We start from the raw sequence: 16,651 nt of genomic DNA, 5'->3' as shown, positions 1-16,651 counted from the left end.
TTTTGATTGGACTTTTTGAACTTCTTTAAAACAATTATACTTTATTTTACCACTTATTTGGCTGAAGTAAAGCTCTTTATTCCCTCATAAGATAAGTCATTTTTGACAATATCCTCATAGGTTTCTCTCTTGACGACAAGATAATCCTGCCCGCCTTCAATAAATACAACTGCCGGTTTTGTTAAACGATTATAGTGGCTGGCCATGGAGTAGTTATAGGCGCCGGTCGAGAAAACAGCCAGAATATCTTTATCTTGAATTTGCGGTACTGGTAAATCCCAAATAAGCATATCACCGGACTCACAGCATTTTCCCGCGATAGAGACTTCTTTCTCAGGGCTTGCTTCAGGCCGATTAGCAATAACTGCATCATATTTTGACTGATACAATGCGGGTCGGATATTGTCTGTCATACCGCCATCAACGGAATAATATTCTCTGACACCGGGGATGTTCTTATTAGCACCTATCGTATACAGCGTAATTCCTGCATCACCTACAATAGATCTTCCCGGCTCAATCCAAATCTCTGGAGATTTCATATTATATTTATGACAATTTTGTCCGACGCTTTGAATCATATCTTTTACATACTCTGCCAACGGAAGCGGTGTGTCACTTTCTGTATAACGGATCCCGAAACCGCCGCCTAAATTAAGAACCTCTGATTCAAATTGGTATTTTTCTTTCCATGCTGCTAATTTAACAAAAAGGATATCTGCTGCCACGCGGAATCCATCTGTCTCAAATATTTGTGAACCAATATGGCAGTGCAGTCCTTTTAAATTAATTCTGGGATGTCCCAAGAGCTTTTTTAAAGCGTCCTCTGCCTGCCCATTTTGAAGATCAAAACCGAATTTTGAATCTTCATTTCCAGTCATTATATACTTATGTGTTTTCGATTCTACCCCCGGCGTTACCCGAATTAACACATTCATTGTTTTCTCCTGCTTCATAAGCTCCAGATCCAACAAATCAATATCATGAAAATTATCAATAACGATACATCCTATTTCGTGTTCCACCCCCATAGCAATTTCCTTTTCATTCTTATTATTGCCATGCATATGAATTTTTTCAGTTGGAAAGTCTGCTTGAAGCGCTGTATATAATTCACCTTCAGAAATAACATCTAAGCATAATCCTTCCTGCTTTGCCACCTGAAGCATAGCAATTGTAGAAAAAGCCTTGCTGGCATAGGCGACTTTTCCATGAACCCCAGCATCACGAAATGCTTGAACAAAAGCTCTGGCATGATTCCGGATCATTTCCACATCATAGACGTATAAGGGTGTCCCGTATTTTTCCGCTAATTGGATGGTATCAACACCACCAATTTCTAAATGTCCCTTTGTATTTACGTTAAAGGGGTGTGCATCAAGTATCATTCTTTTTCCCCCATTATTTCAAATAATAAAATACTTTATCACAATACAGTGAATAATGAAAGCCTAAATGAAGAGAAATCATTTAGTTCAACGTATATAAATAACTCAACTTTCGCACCTGAGAATAAACATCTATACCTTACCATACCAGGAGAAGCATGTTCTTCATTATCTGCATGTTGTGAAATCATCTTTTTATTGAATGGAGATTGTGTATGGCTCCGCTCCGACCAACCACTCCGCTTTCCATGGGGACGGCTTCAGCTAACTTGAAAAGAAACCCGCTTTTCAAGTGGATCTTCAGCTCGCCCTGTTCCCATAGGAGTCTACGTGGTTGGTCTGCGCTCAGTTAGGCTTCTATAGTGAATGAAAGAAATCATAGCCTGATGGGGTTGGATGCAATGCTTTTTGCTTGTTGAAAAGATTATTTTAGTGTTTTAAATGGTTGATTTGGCAATTTAAATGATAATATGGCATGGATAGTAAATATCAGGAATAGCTTTCTTGGATAGAAAGTAATCGTGACCTGACATTTTTATTTATGCGCAGAAAAATATGTTTTTAACTGATCTAATTTCTATTGGCTCCGTTGTATTAAACAGTATAAAATCCCCTTCCAGCCGAGGCGGACCGTTTTGACTCCTGAGGGAATAGCATCATCTGAAGATCCACTTTTGCCAAATGCTCTTCTTGGCAAAAGTTAGCTGAAGAGCATGCCCCTAGGAAAGCAAAACGGTCCGCCGCAGCGGTGGCCTCACACATTACCTTCTTTCTAGCTAGAGTTTATGCTTTGTCAAGAGATAGGTGGAAGGAACGATCAACACATGTCTCCATGATAAGCAAGTTATTTTTTAAGGTGCAAAAGTTGAGTAAATATAAAAATTTTATTTTAAAAGTAATGTCCGCTATGCTTTCTTAAGGGCGCCGGTAATTATTACGCGGATGTACAATACTGGGACGATGCTTTGTGTATGGAACCGGCATACGGAGTATAATATGCGTCATTGCTTTAAAATTAAAGGGAAGTAAAGGCCACATATATGGTGTCCTTAGCGATCTTATTTGAACGATAAATAAAATGTAAAGCGTGATTCCAATCATATATCCTGGTAATCCAAATAAGCCCACGGCAAGCACGAGAGATACCGTAATAACTTTATTCGCAACACTTAGCTCATAGCTTGGCGTTACATAGTTCCCAATAGCAGCCGTTGAAATGTATAGAATAACCTCCGGCGAAAACAACCCGACTTCAATAGCTATTTCTCCAATTAAAACAGCTGCAATTAACCCCATCGCTGTCGATAGAGGTGTCGGGGTATGTATCGCTGCCATTCTTAAGAATTCAATCCCTATTGTTGCAATGATAATCTGAACAGTTATCGGTACGTTTCCTTCGTCATTAGGACCGATAAAGCTTAATTTCTCCGGCAGTAAGGATGGTTCAACAGCAAATAACAGCCAGGTTGGTAATAGAAATAAAGCCGCCAGCACAGCGAGGAACCGGATAAATCGGATACATGTACCAATTGCAGGTACTTGCCGGTATTCTTCTGCGTGCTGCATATGATGAAAAAAAGTTGTCGGAACAATAATAGCACTGGGAGAAGTGTCAACAAAAATAATGACATGACCTTCCAATAAATGGCTTGTCGCTACGTCTGGTCTTTCTGTATATCGAACTAAAGGGTAAATATTCCATTTTTTCACTAACATAAATTCTTCCAATGATTTATCAGACATAGATAAACCATCTACTTCAATTTTTTCAATCAGATCTTTTAAATACTTTACTAAGTTTGGGTTAGCTACATCTTCAATATAAGTGAGACAAACGTCTGTTTTTGAGCGTTCCCCAACTTTCAACATAACATTCCGCAGCTTTTCGTCACGCAGACGTCTTCTGGTAAGTGCTGTGTTTTCCACAATGTTTTCTGTGTATCCGTCTCTTGAGCCGCGAATGACTTTCTCTGTATCCGGTTCTTCGGGCGTTCTTCCTGGATAATTACGCACATCAATAATTTGTGCGTAATCCTTTCCATCAATAAATACAGCAATGAGTCCGCTTAATACCTCATCAACAGCTTCATCCATCGTAGTAACATGCTCGACTTGCTGATGGACTAATCTATTCTCAATGATTTCTCCAATCTTGTCACTTTCTGATTCATTATCATTGACTTCCACCATTACTTTTAAAATTTCCTGTACAACGGATGTATCCGTTAAACCATTTACATAATACATCTGTATACGTCGATTCAGGACCACTGTTTCTCTATATCCTAAATCATACGATTCTTTTAAACCGACCCTTTTTTCCATATAGGCATACGTATCTTCAATATGAGGAGAAATGGACATCTTCTTTTCCTTGCTTGTCTGCATACTATCACCTTCTGAATGTTATCTCGAATTAATCTCACACTTATAATTTCATTGTTCTAAAACCTTGAATTAGATGGTTATATCCCAATCAGGAAGTTATTAATTTTTCTGCCTTTAGCGGACAAAATAAATCCATTGAAATAATGAGCCGAACACCTTGCCCAGCATCAGTGCCATCATGAATAAGATTACATAGCTTCCCATCCCTATTCTCCGCGTGAGAATAGGGAAAACATTTAATACTTCTGTTAATGCTGCAGCCAGCATCCCGTTAAAAATGCCATGAAGCAACCCCCACAGTATTAGAGCAAAAACAGACTGTGATGTAGAAATAGGGACAAATGAGAAATAAGCTCCGATTAACATTCCTATTACCACTGCCGCTCCATAGGCTTTTATATACTTTTCTGTCTTACTCAATTGAATAAGCCTTGGGATAATCCCTAACACCGTAATAAAAGCAACAAATCCCGCACCAACAGCAATACCGCCACTGAATCCAATAAAAATTTGCAGGATATTAAGAAGAATTTCTTGGATCATTTAACTCATTTTCCATCGTATTAATATATTGCTGTAAATCCTGCTGGTACTTGAAAATCTCTACTTCCAGCGGGCTTGGCTCTTCATTAAAACGTTTTTTAAACCAGTGGTTAAAAAAAAGAATCGTTCCCACGCCAAGACCTATTGAGTAGGGAATTTGAATCCATAAAGGATATTTATTTTCTATACCGGTCAGGATAAAATGCAGTTTCTGCTGAACGGGCTGCATACTTACATCGTAATGAAAGTTCATAATGGTCATTGCCGAGCCTACAAACAGAAGGAGCCATACAAATGTAATAATCAATGGATGGGCCGGCTTTTTACGCGGTTCAATTTTTATGAGAGTCTGTTCCGGTCCTAGCAGCTGGAATTCAAAATTTGCATATTTTTTTGTAAGGTGGTCAATGATTAAAAAGCTGTCAATCACTAAAATACTTTTATCTTTTTCGGATAGCCGGTAAATAGGTGTGTTTTCCAGTAATTCTTTCTTATCCGAATGCGTGGATATATAAGCTATTTCTTTTAATTTGAGCTCTTGCCACTGCTCCAGTACTACTTTCTTCCGCATCCTTATATAGACAAGCTCTGTCATAATCAAAGTTCCCCCCTTTAATATGATTGATTTCTTTAACAACTAGTATTTGTTAAAAGAAAGCAAATTATAAGCCTTAAACTCAAATCGTTTCACAACAAAAAAGCTTATCTGTGTGCGTTACACAAATAAGCTTTATATACCCTGTCATCCGGCATCCATATTTTTTTTCATATCTTCTAAAATCTTTTTCTCCAGCCTGGAGACTTGTACCTGTGAAATTCCAAGTCTTTCCGCTACCTCTGTCTGTGTCTGATCTTTGTAATAGCGTAAGTAAATAATTAGTCTTTCCCGTTCGGTAAGCGAACGAACAGCTTCTTGAATGGATAATTTTTCAAACCATTGGGAATCCTGCTCGGCGATTTGATCTAATAAAGTAATGGAGTCCCCATCACTTTCGTAGACCGTTTCATGAATGGACTGAGGTGATTTTGCAGCCTCCTGTGCATGCACAATTTCCTCCGGTTCCAGCTCTAAAGCTTCTGCAAGTTCATTAATAGATGGAGAACGTCCTAAATTTTTCGACATTTCTTCCCGTTTACGGCGAATTTTATTCCCCATCTCCTTTAAAGACCGGCTGACCTTTACACTGCCGTCATCACGAATAAAACGCTGTATCTCGCCAATAATCATGGGAACGGCATAGGTAGAAAATTTCACGTTATAGGACAGATCAAATTTATCCACCGCTTTGATCAGTCCTATACTTCCAATTTGAAATAAGTCATCTGGATCATATCCGCGATTTACAAACCGTTGAACAACTGACCAGACAAGCCGGACATTTCGACGGATAAGCTCTTCCCTTGCTTCATTGTCACCAGACTGGCTTAATTGAATCATTTTCTTTACCTGTTCATTGGAAAGCTGCTCTCTTTCCTCCGTTTTATGAATATTCACCATTGATTTTTTAGTTATATACCGTTTTTGATTTTGATAATTGCTTCTTCATATAAACGGAAGTCCCTTTTTCAGGAGCAGAAATGACTTCCACGGTATCCATGAAATTTTCAATAATTGTAAAACCCATGCCGGATCGTTCCATTTCTGGCTTTGATGTAAATAAAGGTTCCCTTGCTTCATCAATATTCAAAATGCCCTGTCCTTCATCGCGAATGGTCAGCTCTATTTCCCCATCATACAGCACGCAATCAATATAAACCTGATGATGCGGTTCGCTTCCATAGCCATGGATAATAGCATTGGTCACCGCCTCAGATACCACCGTTTTAATTTCGGTTAATTCCTCCATCGTCGGGTCCAATTGTGTGATAAAGGATGCAACAGCAACTCTGGCAAACGCCTCATTTTCACTTACACTTGAAAAAGAAATAGACATTTCATTTTTCATGATGTCACCCCCAAGCCTTGAAGTGCACGTTCTTCATCTTCCTCTAAACGAATAATTTTGAAAAAGCCTGACATATCAAAAAGACGGTGTAAGGAAGGAGCTACAGAGCACAGAACCATCTCTCCCCCTAATTGAACAATCTCTTTGTAACGCCCTAAAACAACGCCTAATCCAGAGCTGTCCATAAAGCTTACTCCCTTTAGGTTTAAGATGATATGTTTAATGGAATGCATATAAATCCAATCCTTCCACGTATCTCTTAACCCCTCTGCCTCATGATGATCCAATTCACCTTGCATACGTACAATCAGCACATCGCCTTTTACTTCAAATTCAGTCTGTAATCCCATGTGCAATGCTCCTCCTCTTTGTTGTGAAATAGTTAGCCTTTGCTTGAAATACCTGTTCAAAAAATCTGGAAATCATTTTCCATATATTGTTTTTGACAGACTCTTTGAACATCCTTATATAAGGAATTCTCTATACAAATGACTATTTCCTGCTACTCGACAAAAGAAGTGGAAATACGTATTAATCGGCTGCTTTCACCATTTTTTGCAGTGTCCGTTTTGTTAATTCAGGAATAGATGCCTGTGTAATATCTTCATTAACGATCAGCGGTGTGGTATATAATGGCTTATCATTTTCTTTGACAATAAGCTCCCCGACAACAGTTCCTTTTTTAATCGGAAATTTCCAATCATCCTGAATAGAAATTTCTGTTGTTACAGCTGGTTCTTCTTCCCCTTTTTTATGGAGGCTGTGAACATCCTGCTTGGTAACAATATCAAAGCTGTAAGGCTTTGCTTTTATTTGGTTCAGTTCCATCACAGTTTCTTCTTTGGCAAAAAGCTGCTTTGTATGATAACTTTGGAAGCCATAGTCCAGTAATCCAGAAACCATTTTATTACGCTCTTTAGGTGTTTCTGCACCCATAACAACTGCAATCACCCGCATATCATCCCGCTTCGCTGTAGCAGTCAGGCAATACTTTGCTTCATTAGTAAATCCTGTTTTCATGCCATCTGCACCTGGATAAGAACGAATCAGCTTATTTGTATTCACAAGCCAGAACTCATTTTCTTCCCCTTGGCGTAAATAATCCTCATAGACAGACGTATAGTTCGTAATATCTTCATATTGTAATAATGCTCTTGTCATGACTGCCATATCATAAGCACTGCTGTAATGATTATCTGCCGGAAGCCCGGTGGTATTTTCAAAATGGGTATCCTTAAGCCCCAGTTCTTCTGCTTTTTTATTCATTTTACTGACAAATTCCTCTTCTGTTCCTGCAATAGTCTCTGCCATTGCGACACTGGCATCATTACCAGAAGCAATTGCTATTCCTTTTATTAAATCATCTACGGACATTTCTTCCCCAGCCTCCAGGAATACTTGGGATCCTCCCATAGAAGCGGCATATTCACTAACGACAACAATATCCTCTTTTGAAATTTTGTCTTTTTCCAAGGCTTCCATAATTAAAAGCAGGGTCATTATTTTTGTCATACTGGCCGGCGGTAATTGTTCATGTGCATCCTTGTCAAACAGTACTGTACCGGTATTCTGTTCAATTAAAACTCCTGATAAAGCATCCTCGGCTAAACTTGTTTTTTCTTTATTTTCTTCATTCGCTAAAACAGTTGAATAGTTGAAAAATGTCGTTCCGATAAGTAATCCAATCATCAATACGATTAGTCGCTTCATACTGCTTCCCTCCAAATCACAATAATACTTTTAGGATTTCCATTTTGACTTTATTTCATACTATTTTTAATTTGAAATATATAAATAGAAGCATCTTTTTTGTTGTTCGATAAACTCTACCCTATACTGAAACTAGATTAGATAAAGAAGGGAGATTTATAAATGGGACAGGACATCAGCGGTAAAATTGCATATATTACAGGGGGAAGCAGCGGAATTGGCAGAGCAGCCGCACATCAATTTGCAAAAGAAGGCGTTCACCTCGGTTTAATTGCCAGAAGAAAAGAAAATCTTGAAAAAGTGCAGCAAGAGCTGGAAACATATGGAGTGAATATTGCTATCTGCAGTGCAGATATTTCTAAGCATGACCAAGTGAAAACAGCTGTTCAGCAGTTTGAACAGGAATTAGGGAAAGCTGATATTTTAATTAATAATGCAGCAATAAGTGATTACGGCAATTTTCAAGATATGGAGGAGGAAGTCTGGAAACATATTTTTGAAGTGAATGTTTTTGGCACATACCATGTCTTAAAAGAAGTTCTCCCACATCTTGTCAGTAAACAAAAAGGAGATATTATTAATATTTCATCCAGCAATGGGTTAAAAGCAACTGCAGGATCAACTGCTTACAGTGCGTCCAAATTTGCTATTCAGGGTATGTCAGAAGCTCTGATGCAGGAGGTGCGCAAAGAAAACATCCGCGTATTTACTATGAATCCAAGCTTAGTTGCAACCGAGCTGGCATTTGGAGATAAGCTGGAAGAGAAAAATGAAGATAAGTTTATGCAGCCAGAGGATATTGCGGAATATATGGTAGCTCAATTAAAATTAAATCAGCGTATTTTTATTAAACAATCCGCACAATGGGCGACTAATCCGTTTTAATTAAAATAGAGATTTAGAAGATATTATCTTCTAAATCTCTATTTTTAATGAAACTATTTTCAATTAACAATACCGATAACACTTGGTTTTACCTGAACAGGATTTTCCGATAATGTAATAGCATCCTTTATTTTCTTAATGACAGTATCATTATCTTCCATATTCGTGTGGATTGTTGCCAGCTTAGCGCCTGTCTGCAGCTTATCACCTGTTTTCACATGAAAAGTGATTCCTACCTGATGATCGATTTGATCATCCTTAGTTTTTCTGCCGGCACCGAGAAGCATAGCAGCTTCCCCTATTTGCTGTGTTTCTATAGAAGCAATATATCCCGCTTGTTCCGCAGTTACATCAATAGATTGTTTAGCCTCAATTTCATGAATGCTGTCCATTTTACCATCCTGTGCTTCAATAAAGGTTACAAATTTTTCATAAGCCTCTCCACTTTGAATCACTTCTTCAACAAGCTTTCTGGCTTGTTCTTCGGTAGTTGCTTTTCCGGCTAAGAAAACCATTTGTGCTGCTATTTCTATGGATACATCATATAAGTCTTGACTATACTCCTGATCTCGCAATAATTTTACTGCTTCCAACACTTCATTTCCATTACCGATCTCTGTTCCGAGAGGCTGATCCATATTGGTTAACACAGCCACTGTTTCCCGATTTAATTTTTTACCGATAGCGACCATTGTTTCAGCCAGCTTCTTTGCCTCTTCTTCTGTTTTCATAAAAGCACCGTTGCCGACTTTAATATCCAGGACAATTGCATCTGCACCGGAAGCAATCTTCTTACTCATTATCGAGCTGGCTATTAAAGGAATTGAATCCACAGTTCCTGTCACATCTCTTAACGCATAAATCTTCTTATCTGCCGGCACTAAATTTCCGGATTGGCCGACTAATGCAATTCCAAGCTCTTTCACCTGGTCTTTAAATCGTTGTAACGGAAGCTCCGTATGAAATCCTTTAATTGATTCCAGCTTGTCTACTGTACCGCCGGTATGCCCCAGTCCTCGTCCACTCATTTTCGCAAAAGGGATTCCTAAAGAAGTAGTTATCGGCGCTACAATTAAACTTACCTTATCCCCTACACCGCCAGTAGAGTGTTTGTCTACAACAGTTGTATTCAAAAAGGATAAATCAATTGTTTCTCCCGACTTAACCATTAAGTCTGTGAGTGCGGAGGTTTCATCACTGTTTAACCCTTGAAAATAAACAGCCATAAGCCAGCTTGAGATTTGATAATCCGGTATGGAATCATTAACATATCCATTTACAATATACTCGATTTCTTCATAGGATAATTCTTTACCATATTTTTTCTTATTAATAATTTCTATGGTATTCATGCTAACCATCCTTTCTGTATTATAATAAATATTCCTCTTTTAGTTTTTTACATCATCTAAAAAGCTTGTACCATGCTCCGGTAAAGGAATATTAAAATTATCTGCAATTGTTGCACCAATATCAGCAAAAGTTGTCCGTACAGGGAGTTCTTTTCCTTCTTCGATGTTTGTATGATAAACAACAAGCGGTACATATTCCCGTGTATGATCCGTTCCGTGGTGGATCGGATCATTACCATGATCGGCTGTAATAATTAACAAATCATCCTCCTGTAACTGTTCGAGTATTTCCGGAAGCTGCTTGTCATAAGTTTCCAGCGCCTGTCCATAGCCAATAGGATCTCTGCGGTGGCCGTATTTCGCGTCAAAATCAACAAGGTTAAGGAAGCTTAGGCCAGTGAAATCTTTTTTCATGGAGTCACTTAATTTTACCATGCCATCATCATTATCCTTTGTACGAACAGCCTCTGTAATGCCTTCTCCATCATAAATATCAGAAATTTTACCAAGCGCAATGACATCAATTCCTGCATCCTTTAATCCATTCATTACAGTACGTCCAAAAGGCTTTAATGCATAATCATGGCGGTTGGACGTACGTTCAAAAGCACCGGGCTCTCCAACAAAAGGCCGGGCAATAACACGTCCTACCATATATCGTTCATCTAATGTCAGCTCTCTGGCAATTTCGCAAATCCGATATAATTCATCAATTGGAACAATATCTTCATGTGCTGCAATTTGCAATACAGAATCTGCCGACGTATAGACAATCAGACTGCCGGTTTCCATATGCTCTTTTCCGAGCTCTACTAATATTTCTGTACCGGAGGCCGGCTTGTTGCCAATTACTTTTCTGCCTGTTTTTTCTTCCAGCTCTTGAATAAGCTCATCCGGGAAACCATCCGGGAATGTCCGGAAAGGCTGATCGATGCGGAGTCCCATAATCTCCCAATGGCCGGTCATTGTATCTTTGCCATTAGAAGCCTCCTGCATTTTTGTATAATGCGCTTTCGGCTTGTCTGCCGGAGCAATTCCTTCGATTTCGCGGATATTACTCAGACCTAAGCTGCCCATAGTCGGCATATCCAGCCCATTCATCTCTTTTGCGATATGCCCTAATGTATCTGATCCTAAATCATTAAACTTTTCTGCATCAGGGGCTTCTCCGATTCCAACTGAATCCATGACAATTAAAAATACCCTCTTAAATTGTTTCATTTGTATCTACCTCCTATGTACTATATTCCCGAAACCAATGCTCAGTATGATAATTATTACAGACGTTAGATGTCTGACAACACAAGGATAAAGGAATATCTCTTATTTGAAAAGCTTTTCGATATTTAACGCCTTAATCATTAACCGGAAATTATGCTCTGGGGTGATATGTTTGATAAATATCCTTTAATCTTGCTTTCGTTACATGTGTATAAATTTGTGTAGTGGATATATCTGCATGTCCCAGCATTTCCTGCACGATTCTTAAATCAGCGCCATTTTCCAATAAATGCGTTGCAAAAGAATGTCTTAATGTATGCGGCGTGATGGTTTTATGTATGCCGGCTTCCATCGCAAGCCCTTTTAAAATCTTCCAGAAGCCTTGTCTGCTTAAAGGCCGGCCATGCTGATTTACAAAAAGTGCATTTTCCTGCTTGTTTTTCTTCACAAGCTCTTTTCTTGCGGTTTGCATATACTCCTCTAAAACATTTTTGGCTGTATCTCCCAAAGGAACAATCCTTTCTTTTGAACCTTTCCCCATACATTGCACAAAACCCATCGTTAAATGTAAATCTTCCAATTTTAAACCTATCATTTCAGATACACGTAATCCCGTAGCATATAATAATTCTAACATAGCTTTATTACGCAACGACAGTGGTGTTGTTGTCTCAATGCTCAATAGCTTCTCTACTTCCTCCTGAGAAAGGGTATCCGGCAGCTTCCGCTCTTTTTTCGGAGTCTCAATGTGAAGACTGGGATCTGTATCAGCAATTCTTTCCCGTATTAAAAACTGATGAAAGGATCTAATTGAAGAAATATGCCTGGAAATTGTAGCAGTTGACTTTCCGCTGTCTTTTAATTCATATAAAAAACGCATAATATCATTACGGCTGATGTCATTCCATTCGTTATATCCTATTTTTGTCAATTGTTTTTCATAAGAAGCAAGATCTCTTTGATAAGAGGTCATCGTGTTATCAGACAGGCCTCTTTCTACCCGTAGAAAATGATAGAAATCTTCTAAAGCATATTTCAACATATCTATTCTCCTTTCAAAATATCAAATGGAAACCAGTCAGCTCCCTCATTCGTCACCTTAACCGAAGGTCCTTCCGGTAAATCATAACGATGTATTTCTTGAAATTCTTTATATATATAATGTAAACATACCGTAAAAAAGCAGGCGCCTATCATAAACAAAATAAATATTTTAACAGCCTCTTTAAAATGTTTCTCCATATTCTGACCTCCCTGTATCTAAATGCTCGTTATTACTTTGTATTGTAATCAAACACTTATACAGTTAGAATATGCAAAAAACAATTTTAAAAATACTAGAAAAAGCTGAAGTGATAAAAAAACAAGACAACTTCTTCTGTTAATATTATACAATGGTTGGAACCAGAGTTAAACTACAAACACTTTTACATTGTTTATCTCTATGACATAATAAAATAAAAAAGGAGCTCATACAGATGATGGAAGAAAAATTAAAACTAATTGATGATAACTCGTCTATTCAAACAATGACTCCAGTTTCCGGCGGCGATATTAACCGGGCTTATTATATAAAAACTGAAAAACAAGAATACTTTGTAAAAGCAAATCAGAATACTGCAGGTGATTTCTTTAAAGTGGAAGCTGACGGTCTTGAAAGAATACGCTCAACAAAAACAATTGCAGTTCCGGAAGTTTATTACTATGACAAATCCTCTGAAAATCAGGAGATGGTGCTGATAATGCAATGGATTCACGGGAAAAAGACAGCAACCACGGAGCAGCAATTGGGGGATCAGCTGGCTTTATTCCATTTAGCAGACGGGCCGGCTCAGTATGGGTTAGACCGGTCAACTTATATCGGAAAACTGCCTCAGCCAAATGGCTGGCACAGCGATTGGGTCGATTATTTTCGCGACCATCGTCTACAGCCGCAATTAGATTTATCTATACATCTTAATCGGATGAATCAAAAAAGACGCTTAAAACTGGAGAAATTGATACATGATTTAAATAAATATCTTCCAAACCAGCCACGGGTTTCTTTGTTGCACGGCGATTTATGGGGAGGCAATTGGATAACAGGGCATGCAGGCAAACCTTATCTCATTGATCCTTCTGTATTTTATGGAGATCACTTATTTGAGCTTGCTTTTACTGAGCTTTTTGGCGGTTTTTCAGATATTTTTTATACGCAGTATAAGAAAATCCTGCCGTTAGAGGATTATTATGAGGACGTGAAGCCGATTTACCAGCTTTACTACTTGCTTGTTCATTTAAATATGTTTGGAGAGGCTTATGGGACCAGTGTAGATACTATTTTAAAAAGATATATCCGGTAAATTAATCAGCTTTTTCCATATCGCTGAAACCGCTGCACTCTTAAGATAGTGCAAATAAGCCAGCTCCTATTCTTGTTCATGTATGTATTTTTCCCAATAAAAAAACCTTTCTCTCCATTCGAAAAAGGTTTTAATCTGATTATGGGGTTGCTTTTTGAACGTCTTCTTCTATAGCTGCTGCCTGACATTGGCGACAAATCCCATGAAAAGTTAACCGATGATCCTTCACCTCGAAGCCCCAATCATTTTCAACAATTTGTTCTACTTCACCTAATAAGTCATTCTCGATTTCTTCAACAGAGCCACATTCAATACAAACCAAATGATGGTGAAAGTGTTTTGCGCCTTCTTTGCGCAAATCATATCTTGATACACCATCGCCAAAATTAATTTTGTCTACTATTTTTAATTCAGATAATAATTCTAATGTACGATAAACGGTTGCCAGACCAATTTCCGGTGATTTCTCCTTTACAAGAAGATAAACATCCTCCGCGCTTAAGTGATCGTCTTCTCTTTCCAGAAGCACTCGAACCGTAGCTTCCCTCTGGGGAGTTAATTTGTAGCTATGCGAATGTAGCTGTTTTTTTATCTTTTCAATCCGGTGTTCCATGGATAGTCGCCTCCCTCACTTTACATCTTCATTATATGCATCTATCTCCCGTGTGTCAAAGAGTATTCTCAATTATTAATAATAATCATTACAAACTAATATTGGTTATTATATTATAAATGTAGTCTCTTAGCAAGATATAAGCAAATAAGGTAAAGTGATGGAAGAAGTCATTCAATCATTATCCATTATATCTTTTAATCCATTCTAACATTAAGGTGTTGGACAGGTAAGCTTCCATTAATGCTGCTAAAGCAGAAAATACTATTAAGATAGCGAATATAATAAGCAACCGGATAAAAGGCGGGAGAACCTCCTGGTGATGATGCTTTAAAAATAATTTCTGCCATAAGCCTATAGAAAATATCATCGATACACTCCCGGCAATAATGTAGATAGGAATAACTAATAGATTTTGAGGAGCGATGGATATTGCTGACAAAAGCAGCCCTTGACCTTGTAACTGGCTTACCATAAATCCGACTGAAAAACCGACTACAAATCCTTTCATAAATACCATAATCCAGATAATCGGAAGTCCAATCATACTCAGTGCCAGTAAAATCATAAAGGAGAGATACTTCACATGATAAAGAAGACTTCTGATAAAGATATCCTGCCGGCTGATCACTTCACCATCATTTGTCTGCTGCGTAAAAAAACGTTCTAAATAAAAGAATAAATTCTGTTTTTGTACAAAATCCATACTATTTACTAAGATAGCTCCAAATACGATACCTGTCAGAAATAGAATGATTGTAAATACATAAATCGTCGTATGGCGTTTTATATGCCCGATAATTAAATTATGAGAGGGATTATACATGTGGATCCTCCTGACTATAGTTCTTATACTACAATCTATGAGAACCCTACTTTAAACATACCTATTAATTTTTTCTTTTAATAGAGCTTATACATATTGGCCGTAAGTTGAGTTATTTATTTAAAGCATGTAAGTAAAGCACAGCGTAATTTGTTTTTGCATCTTGAATACGCCCTTCTTCTACGAGTTTTTTTGCCTCTTCCAAAGTCACTTCCATGATTTCTACAAATTCATCATCATCTCCCGCAGGCGGATTTTCCATTTTAATTAAGTCGTTGGTGATATAGACATATACCAGTTCATTAGCAAATCCAGGTGATGTATAAAATGATGTAACCTGTGATAGATTTGTTGTTGTATAACCTGTTTCTTCTTCCAGTTCACGAACTGCGGCAGTTAATGGATTCTCGTTCTCTTCCAGTTTCCCTGCCGGAATTTCTACTAAAGTTCTTTCTAATGGTTTGCGATATTGCTCTACAAGTACAATTTTATTATCTGCAGTAATTGGAATTACTGCTACTGCTCCAGGATGATATACAAGCTCTCTCTTAGCTGTTTCTCCATTTGGAAGCTTCACTTCATCCAGTTGAACATCTATAATGTTTCCTTCAAATATTTTCTTGGAAGTAATTGTTTTTTCTTCGAAACGATGCATGTCTCCATCTCCACCTTTTTATAAGTTATTACAGATATCCATTCAAAAAGCTTCCATGGAAGGAAGTTTCATTTTTGTCTATCCTCATATTCATTCTAATTCGCTATGCTCTATTGTAGCAAGTTCATACTAATTTTTCTTCTGATTCGTTTTATTTTTTCAAATGGTTGATTTAGCAATTTAAATGATGACACAAAATGGATAGTAAATATTAGGAATAACTTTCCTGAACAGAAAACAATTGTGGCTGAATATTTTACCATGTATCATGAAAAAATGTTTTATCTGGTCTAACTTCTATTTAGTCAGCTGTTTCAACCTGTATAGAACATCCTGCTAGCGGAGGGGGACCGTTTTGACTCCTGAAAGAAAAGCGGAAAGCGTCGGTTAAAAACGTAACAACTGGACCGAAGCAACTGAGATAAAGGAATCACCGTGAGTTTACGAACGGATGATGACTTTCACCCGCGGGGCATAAGCGCGACTTTAGCTCTGTCTGCGCCTGACGGCTTGCCAGTCGCTAAGTCTTCTTTATCGTAGGGCGCTGTCGGGAAGTTGTCTAGTTTTTGACGCTTGTAGCTGGACAGGAATTAGCATCATCTGAATATCCACTTTTGCCAAGTGCTCTTCTTGGAAAAAGTTAGCTGAAGAGCATGCCCCTAGGAAAGCAAAACGGCCCGCCGCAGCGGTGATATGCTCCCTTTATAGTAGACAGAGAAATAATAAAAATTCTCTCCTATGATGAAGGGAGTATTTCGTATGTCTAAAAGAGGAACGAGACA

At 38.0% G+C, this 16,651-nt stretch carries 17 protein-coding genes; 2 read left to right on the top strand and 15 right to left on the bottom strand.

From position 1 onward, the window contains the following. Window positions 1-53: 53 nt before the first annotated feature. The 8 genes from lysA to IEX29_RS09015 form a co-directional block, all read right to left on the bottom strand. Window positions 54-1,388 (bottom strand): diaminopimelate decarboxylase, encoded by a 1,335-nt coding sequence (gene lysA, locus IEX29_RS09050; protein ID WP_188734155.1) that lies wholly within the window; start codon window positions 1,386-1,388, stop codon window positions 54-56. Between the two features lie 915 nt (window positions 1,389-2,303). Beyond that, entirely contained in the window at window positions 2,304-3,776 is a 1,473-nt protein-coding gene (locus IEX29_RS09045) for a spore germination protein (protein ID WP_188734154.1), read from the bottom strand. Between the two features lie 114 nt (window positions 3,777-3,890). Beyond that, the gene (locus tag IEX29_RS09040; RefSeq protein ID WP_188734153.1) at window positions 3,891-4,319 is read right to left on the bottom strand and encodes a stage V sporulation protein AB; all 429 of its coding nucleotides are present in this window, start codon (window positions 4,317-4,319) and stop codon (window positions 3,891-3,893) included. Continuing rightward, the gene (locus IEX29_RS09035; protein ID WP_188734152.1) at window positions 4,297-4,914 is read right to left on the bottom strand and encodes a stage V sporulation protein AA; all 618 of its coding nucleotides are present in this window, start codon (window positions 4,912-4,914) and stop codon (window positions 4,297-4,299) included. The genes IEX29_RS09040 and IEX29_RS09035 overlap by 23 nt, the downstream gene beginning before the upstream one ends. 147 nt (window positions 4,915-5,061) lie before the next feature. Further along, entirely contained in the window at window positions 5,062-5,817 is a 756-nt protein-coding gene (sigF, locus tag IEX29_RS09030; protein WP_188734151.1) for an RNA polymerase sporulation sigma factor SigF, read from the bottom strand. 7 nt (window positions 5,818-5,824) lie between these two features. Beyond that, window positions 5,825-6,265, bottom strand: a complete 441-nt coding sequence (spoIIAB, locus tag IEX29_RS09025) for an anti-sigma F factor (RefSeq protein WP_188734150.1) — start codon at window positions 6,263-6,265, stop codon at window positions 5,825-5,827. Beyond that, window positions 6,262-6,615 carry an anti-sigma F factor antagonist gene (spoIIAA, locus tag IEX29_RS09020; RefSeq protein WP_147207832.1) on the bottom strand — a complete coding sequence of 118 codons (354 nt, stop codon included), beginning with the start codon at window positions 6,613-6,615 and terminating at the stop codon, window positions 6,262-6,264. The genes spoIIAB and spoIIAA overlap by 4 nt, the downstream gene beginning before the upstream one ends. A gap of 181 nt (window positions 6,616-6,796) precedes the next feature. Continuing rightward, the gene (locus IEX29_RS09015; RefSeq protein ID WP_188734149.1) at window positions 6,797-7,975 is read right to left on the bottom strand and encodes a D-alanyl-D-alanine carboxypeptidase family protein; all 1,179 of its coding nucleotides are present in this window, start codon (window positions 7,973-7,975) and stop codon (window positions 6,797-6,799) included. A 162-nt stretch (window positions 7,976-8,137) separates the two neighbouring features. Between IEX29_RS09015 and IEX29_RS09010 the strand changes: the two genes are divergently transcribed. Next, window positions 8,138-8,860 carry a 3-ketoacyl-ACP reductase gene (locus IEX29_RS09010; protein ID WP_188734148.1) on the top strand — a complete coding sequence of 241 codons (723 nt, stop codon included), beginning with the start codon at window positions 8,138-8,140 and terminating at the stop codon, window positions 8,858-8,860. 59 nt (window positions 8,861-8,919) lie between these two features. Here the strand turns inward: IEX29_RS09010 and IEX29_RS09005 are convergent, their stop codons facing one another. The 4 genes from IEX29_RS09005 to IEX29_RS08990 form a co-directional block, all read right to left on the bottom strand. After that, the gene (locus tag IEX29_RS09005; protein WP_188734147.1) at window positions 8,920-10,212 is read right to left on the bottom strand and encodes a pyrimidine-nucleoside phosphorylase; all 1,293 of its coding nucleotides are present in this window, start codon (window positions 10,210-10,212) and stop codon (window positions 8,920-8,922) included. Between the two features lie 39 nt (window positions 10,213-10,251). Next, window positions 10,252-11,433: a phosphopentomutase gene (gene deoB / locus IEX29_RS09000; RefSeq protein ID WP_188734146.1), complete on the bottom strand. Its 1,182-nt coding sequence runs from the start codon at window positions 11,431-11,433 to the stop codon at window positions 10,252-10,254. Between the two features lie 151 nt (window positions 11,434-11,584). Further along, window positions 11,585-12,475, bottom strand: a complete 891-nt coding sequence (gene xerD / locus IEX29_RS08995; RefSeq protein ID WP_188734145.1) for a site-specific tyrosine recombinase XerD — start codon at window positions 12,473-12,475, stop codon at window positions 11,585-11,587. 2 nt (window positions 12,476-12,477) lie between these two features. Continuing rightward, window positions 12,478-12,675 carry a DUF4227 family protein gene (locus IEX29_RS08990; RefSeq protein ID WP_188734144.1) on the bottom strand — a complete coding sequence of 66 codons (198 nt, stop codon included), beginning with the start codon at window positions 12,673-12,675 and terminating at the stop codon, window positions 12,478-12,480. Window positions 12,676-12,911: 236 nt separating this feature from the next. Between IEX29_RS08990 and IEX29_RS08985 the strand changes: the two genes are divergently transcribed. Next, window positions 12,912-13,775 carry a fructosamine kinase family protein gene (locus IEX29_RS08985; RefSeq protein ID WP_308423636.1) on the top strand — a complete coding sequence of 288 codons (864 nt, stop codon included), beginning with the start codon at window positions 12,912-12,914 and terminating at the stop codon, window positions 13,773-13,775. Window positions 13,776-13,914: 139 nt separating this feature from the next. Here IEX29_RS08985 and fur read toward each other — a convergent pair whose 3' ends face one another. From fur to IEX29_RS08970, 3 genes are all read right to left on the bottom strand, one after another. Next, window positions 13,915-14,388 (bottom strand): ferric iron uptake transcriptional regulator, encoded by a 474-nt coding sequence (fur, locus tag IEX29_RS08980; protein ID WP_188734143.1) that lies wholly within the window; start codon window positions 14,386-14,388, stop codon window positions 13,915-13,917. A gap of 181 nt (window positions 14,389-14,569) precedes the next feature. After that, window positions 14,570-15,214, bottom strand: a complete 645-nt coding sequence (spoIIM, locus tag IEX29_RS08975; RefSeq protein ID WP_188734142.1) for a stage II sporulation protein M — start codon at window positions 15,212-15,214, stop codon at window positions 14,570-14,572. 112 nt (window positions 15,215-15,326) lie between these two features. Then, window positions 15,327-15,869 (bottom strand): NUDIX hydrolase, encoded by a 543-nt coding sequence (locus IEX29_RS08970; protein WP_188734141.1) that lies wholly within the window; start codon window positions 15,867-15,869, stop codon window positions 15,327-15,329. Between the last annotated feature and the right edge of the window lie 782 nt (window positions 15,870-16,651).

Origin of the sequence: Oceanobacillus neutriphilus (genome assembly GCF_014645515.1) — a bacterium.
GTDB lineage: Bacteria > Bacillota > Bacilli > Bacillales > Amphibacillaceae > Oceanobacillus > Oceanobacillus neutriphilus.
This window is presented reverse-complemented; position numbering and strand designations above follow the sequence as displayed.

Bases quoted from the DNA above. Each gene is read 5' to 3' on its own strand.
- IEX29_RS09015 (WP_188734149.1), bottom strand. From the start codon at position 7,975: ATGAAGCGACTAATCGTATTGATGATTGGATTACTTATCGGAACGACA.
- fur (WP_188734143.1), bottom strand. From the start codon at position 14,388: ATGGAACACCGGATTGAAAAGATAAAAAAACAGCTACATTCGCATAGC.
- IEX29_RS08970 (WP_188734141.1), bottom strand. From the start codon at position 15,869: ATGCATCGTTTCGAAGAAAAAACAATTACTTCCAAGAAAATATTTGAA.
- xerD (WP_188734145.1), bottom strand. From the start codon at position 12,475: ATGTTGAAATATGCTTTAGAAGATTTCTATCATTTTCTACGGGTAGAA.
- IEX29_RS08985 (WP_308423636.1), top strand. From the start codon at position 12,912: ATGATGGAAGAAAAATTAAAACTAATTGATGATAACTCGTCTATTCAA.
- IEX29_RS09010 (WP_188734148.1), top strand. From the start codon at position 8,138: ATGGGACAGGACATCAGCGGTAAAATTGCATATATTACAGGGGGAAGC.
- IEX29_RS09035 (WP_188734152.1), bottom strand. From the start codon at position 4,914: ATGACAGAGCTTGTCTATATAAGGATGCGGAAGAAAGTAGTACTGGAG.
- lysA (WP_188734155.1), bottom strand. From the start codon at position 1,388: ATGATACTTGATGCACACCCCTTTAACGTAAATACAAAGGGACATTTA.
- sigF (WP_188734151.1), bottom strand. From the start codon at position 5,817: ATGGTGAATATTCATAAAACGGAGGAAAGAGAGCAGCTTTCCAATGAA.
- deoB (WP_188734146.1), bottom strand. From the start codon at position 11,433: ATGAAACAATTTAAGAGGGTATTTTTAATTGTCATGGATTCAGTTGGA.
- IEX29_RS09040 (WP_188734153.1), bottom strand. From the start codon at position 4,319: ATGATCCAAGAAATTCTTCTTAATATCCTGCAAATTTTTATTGGATTC.
- spoIIAA (WP_147207832.1), bottom strand. From the start codon at position 6,615: ATGGGATTACAGACTGAATTTGAAGTAAAAGGCGATGTGCTGATTGTA.
- IEX29_RS09005 (WP_188734147.1), bottom strand. From the start codon at position 10,212: ATGAATACCATAGAAATTATTAATAAGAAAAAATATGGTAAAGAATTA.
- IEX29_RS08990 (WP_188734144.1), bottom strand. From the start codon at position 12,675: ATGGAGAAACATTTTAAAGAGGCTGTTAAAATATTTATTTTGTTTATG.
- spoIIM (WP_188734142.1), bottom strand. From the start codon at position 15,214: ATGTATAATCCCTCTCATAATTTAATTATCGGGCATATAAAACGCCAT.
- spoIIAB (WP_188734150.1), bottom strand. From the start codon at position 6,265: ATGAAAAATGAAATGTCTATTTCTTTTTCAAGTGTAAGTGAAAATGAG.
- IEX29_RS09045 (WP_188734154.1), bottom strand. From the start codon at position 3,776: ATGCAGACAAGCAAGGAAAAGAAGATGTCCATTTCTCCTCATATTGAA.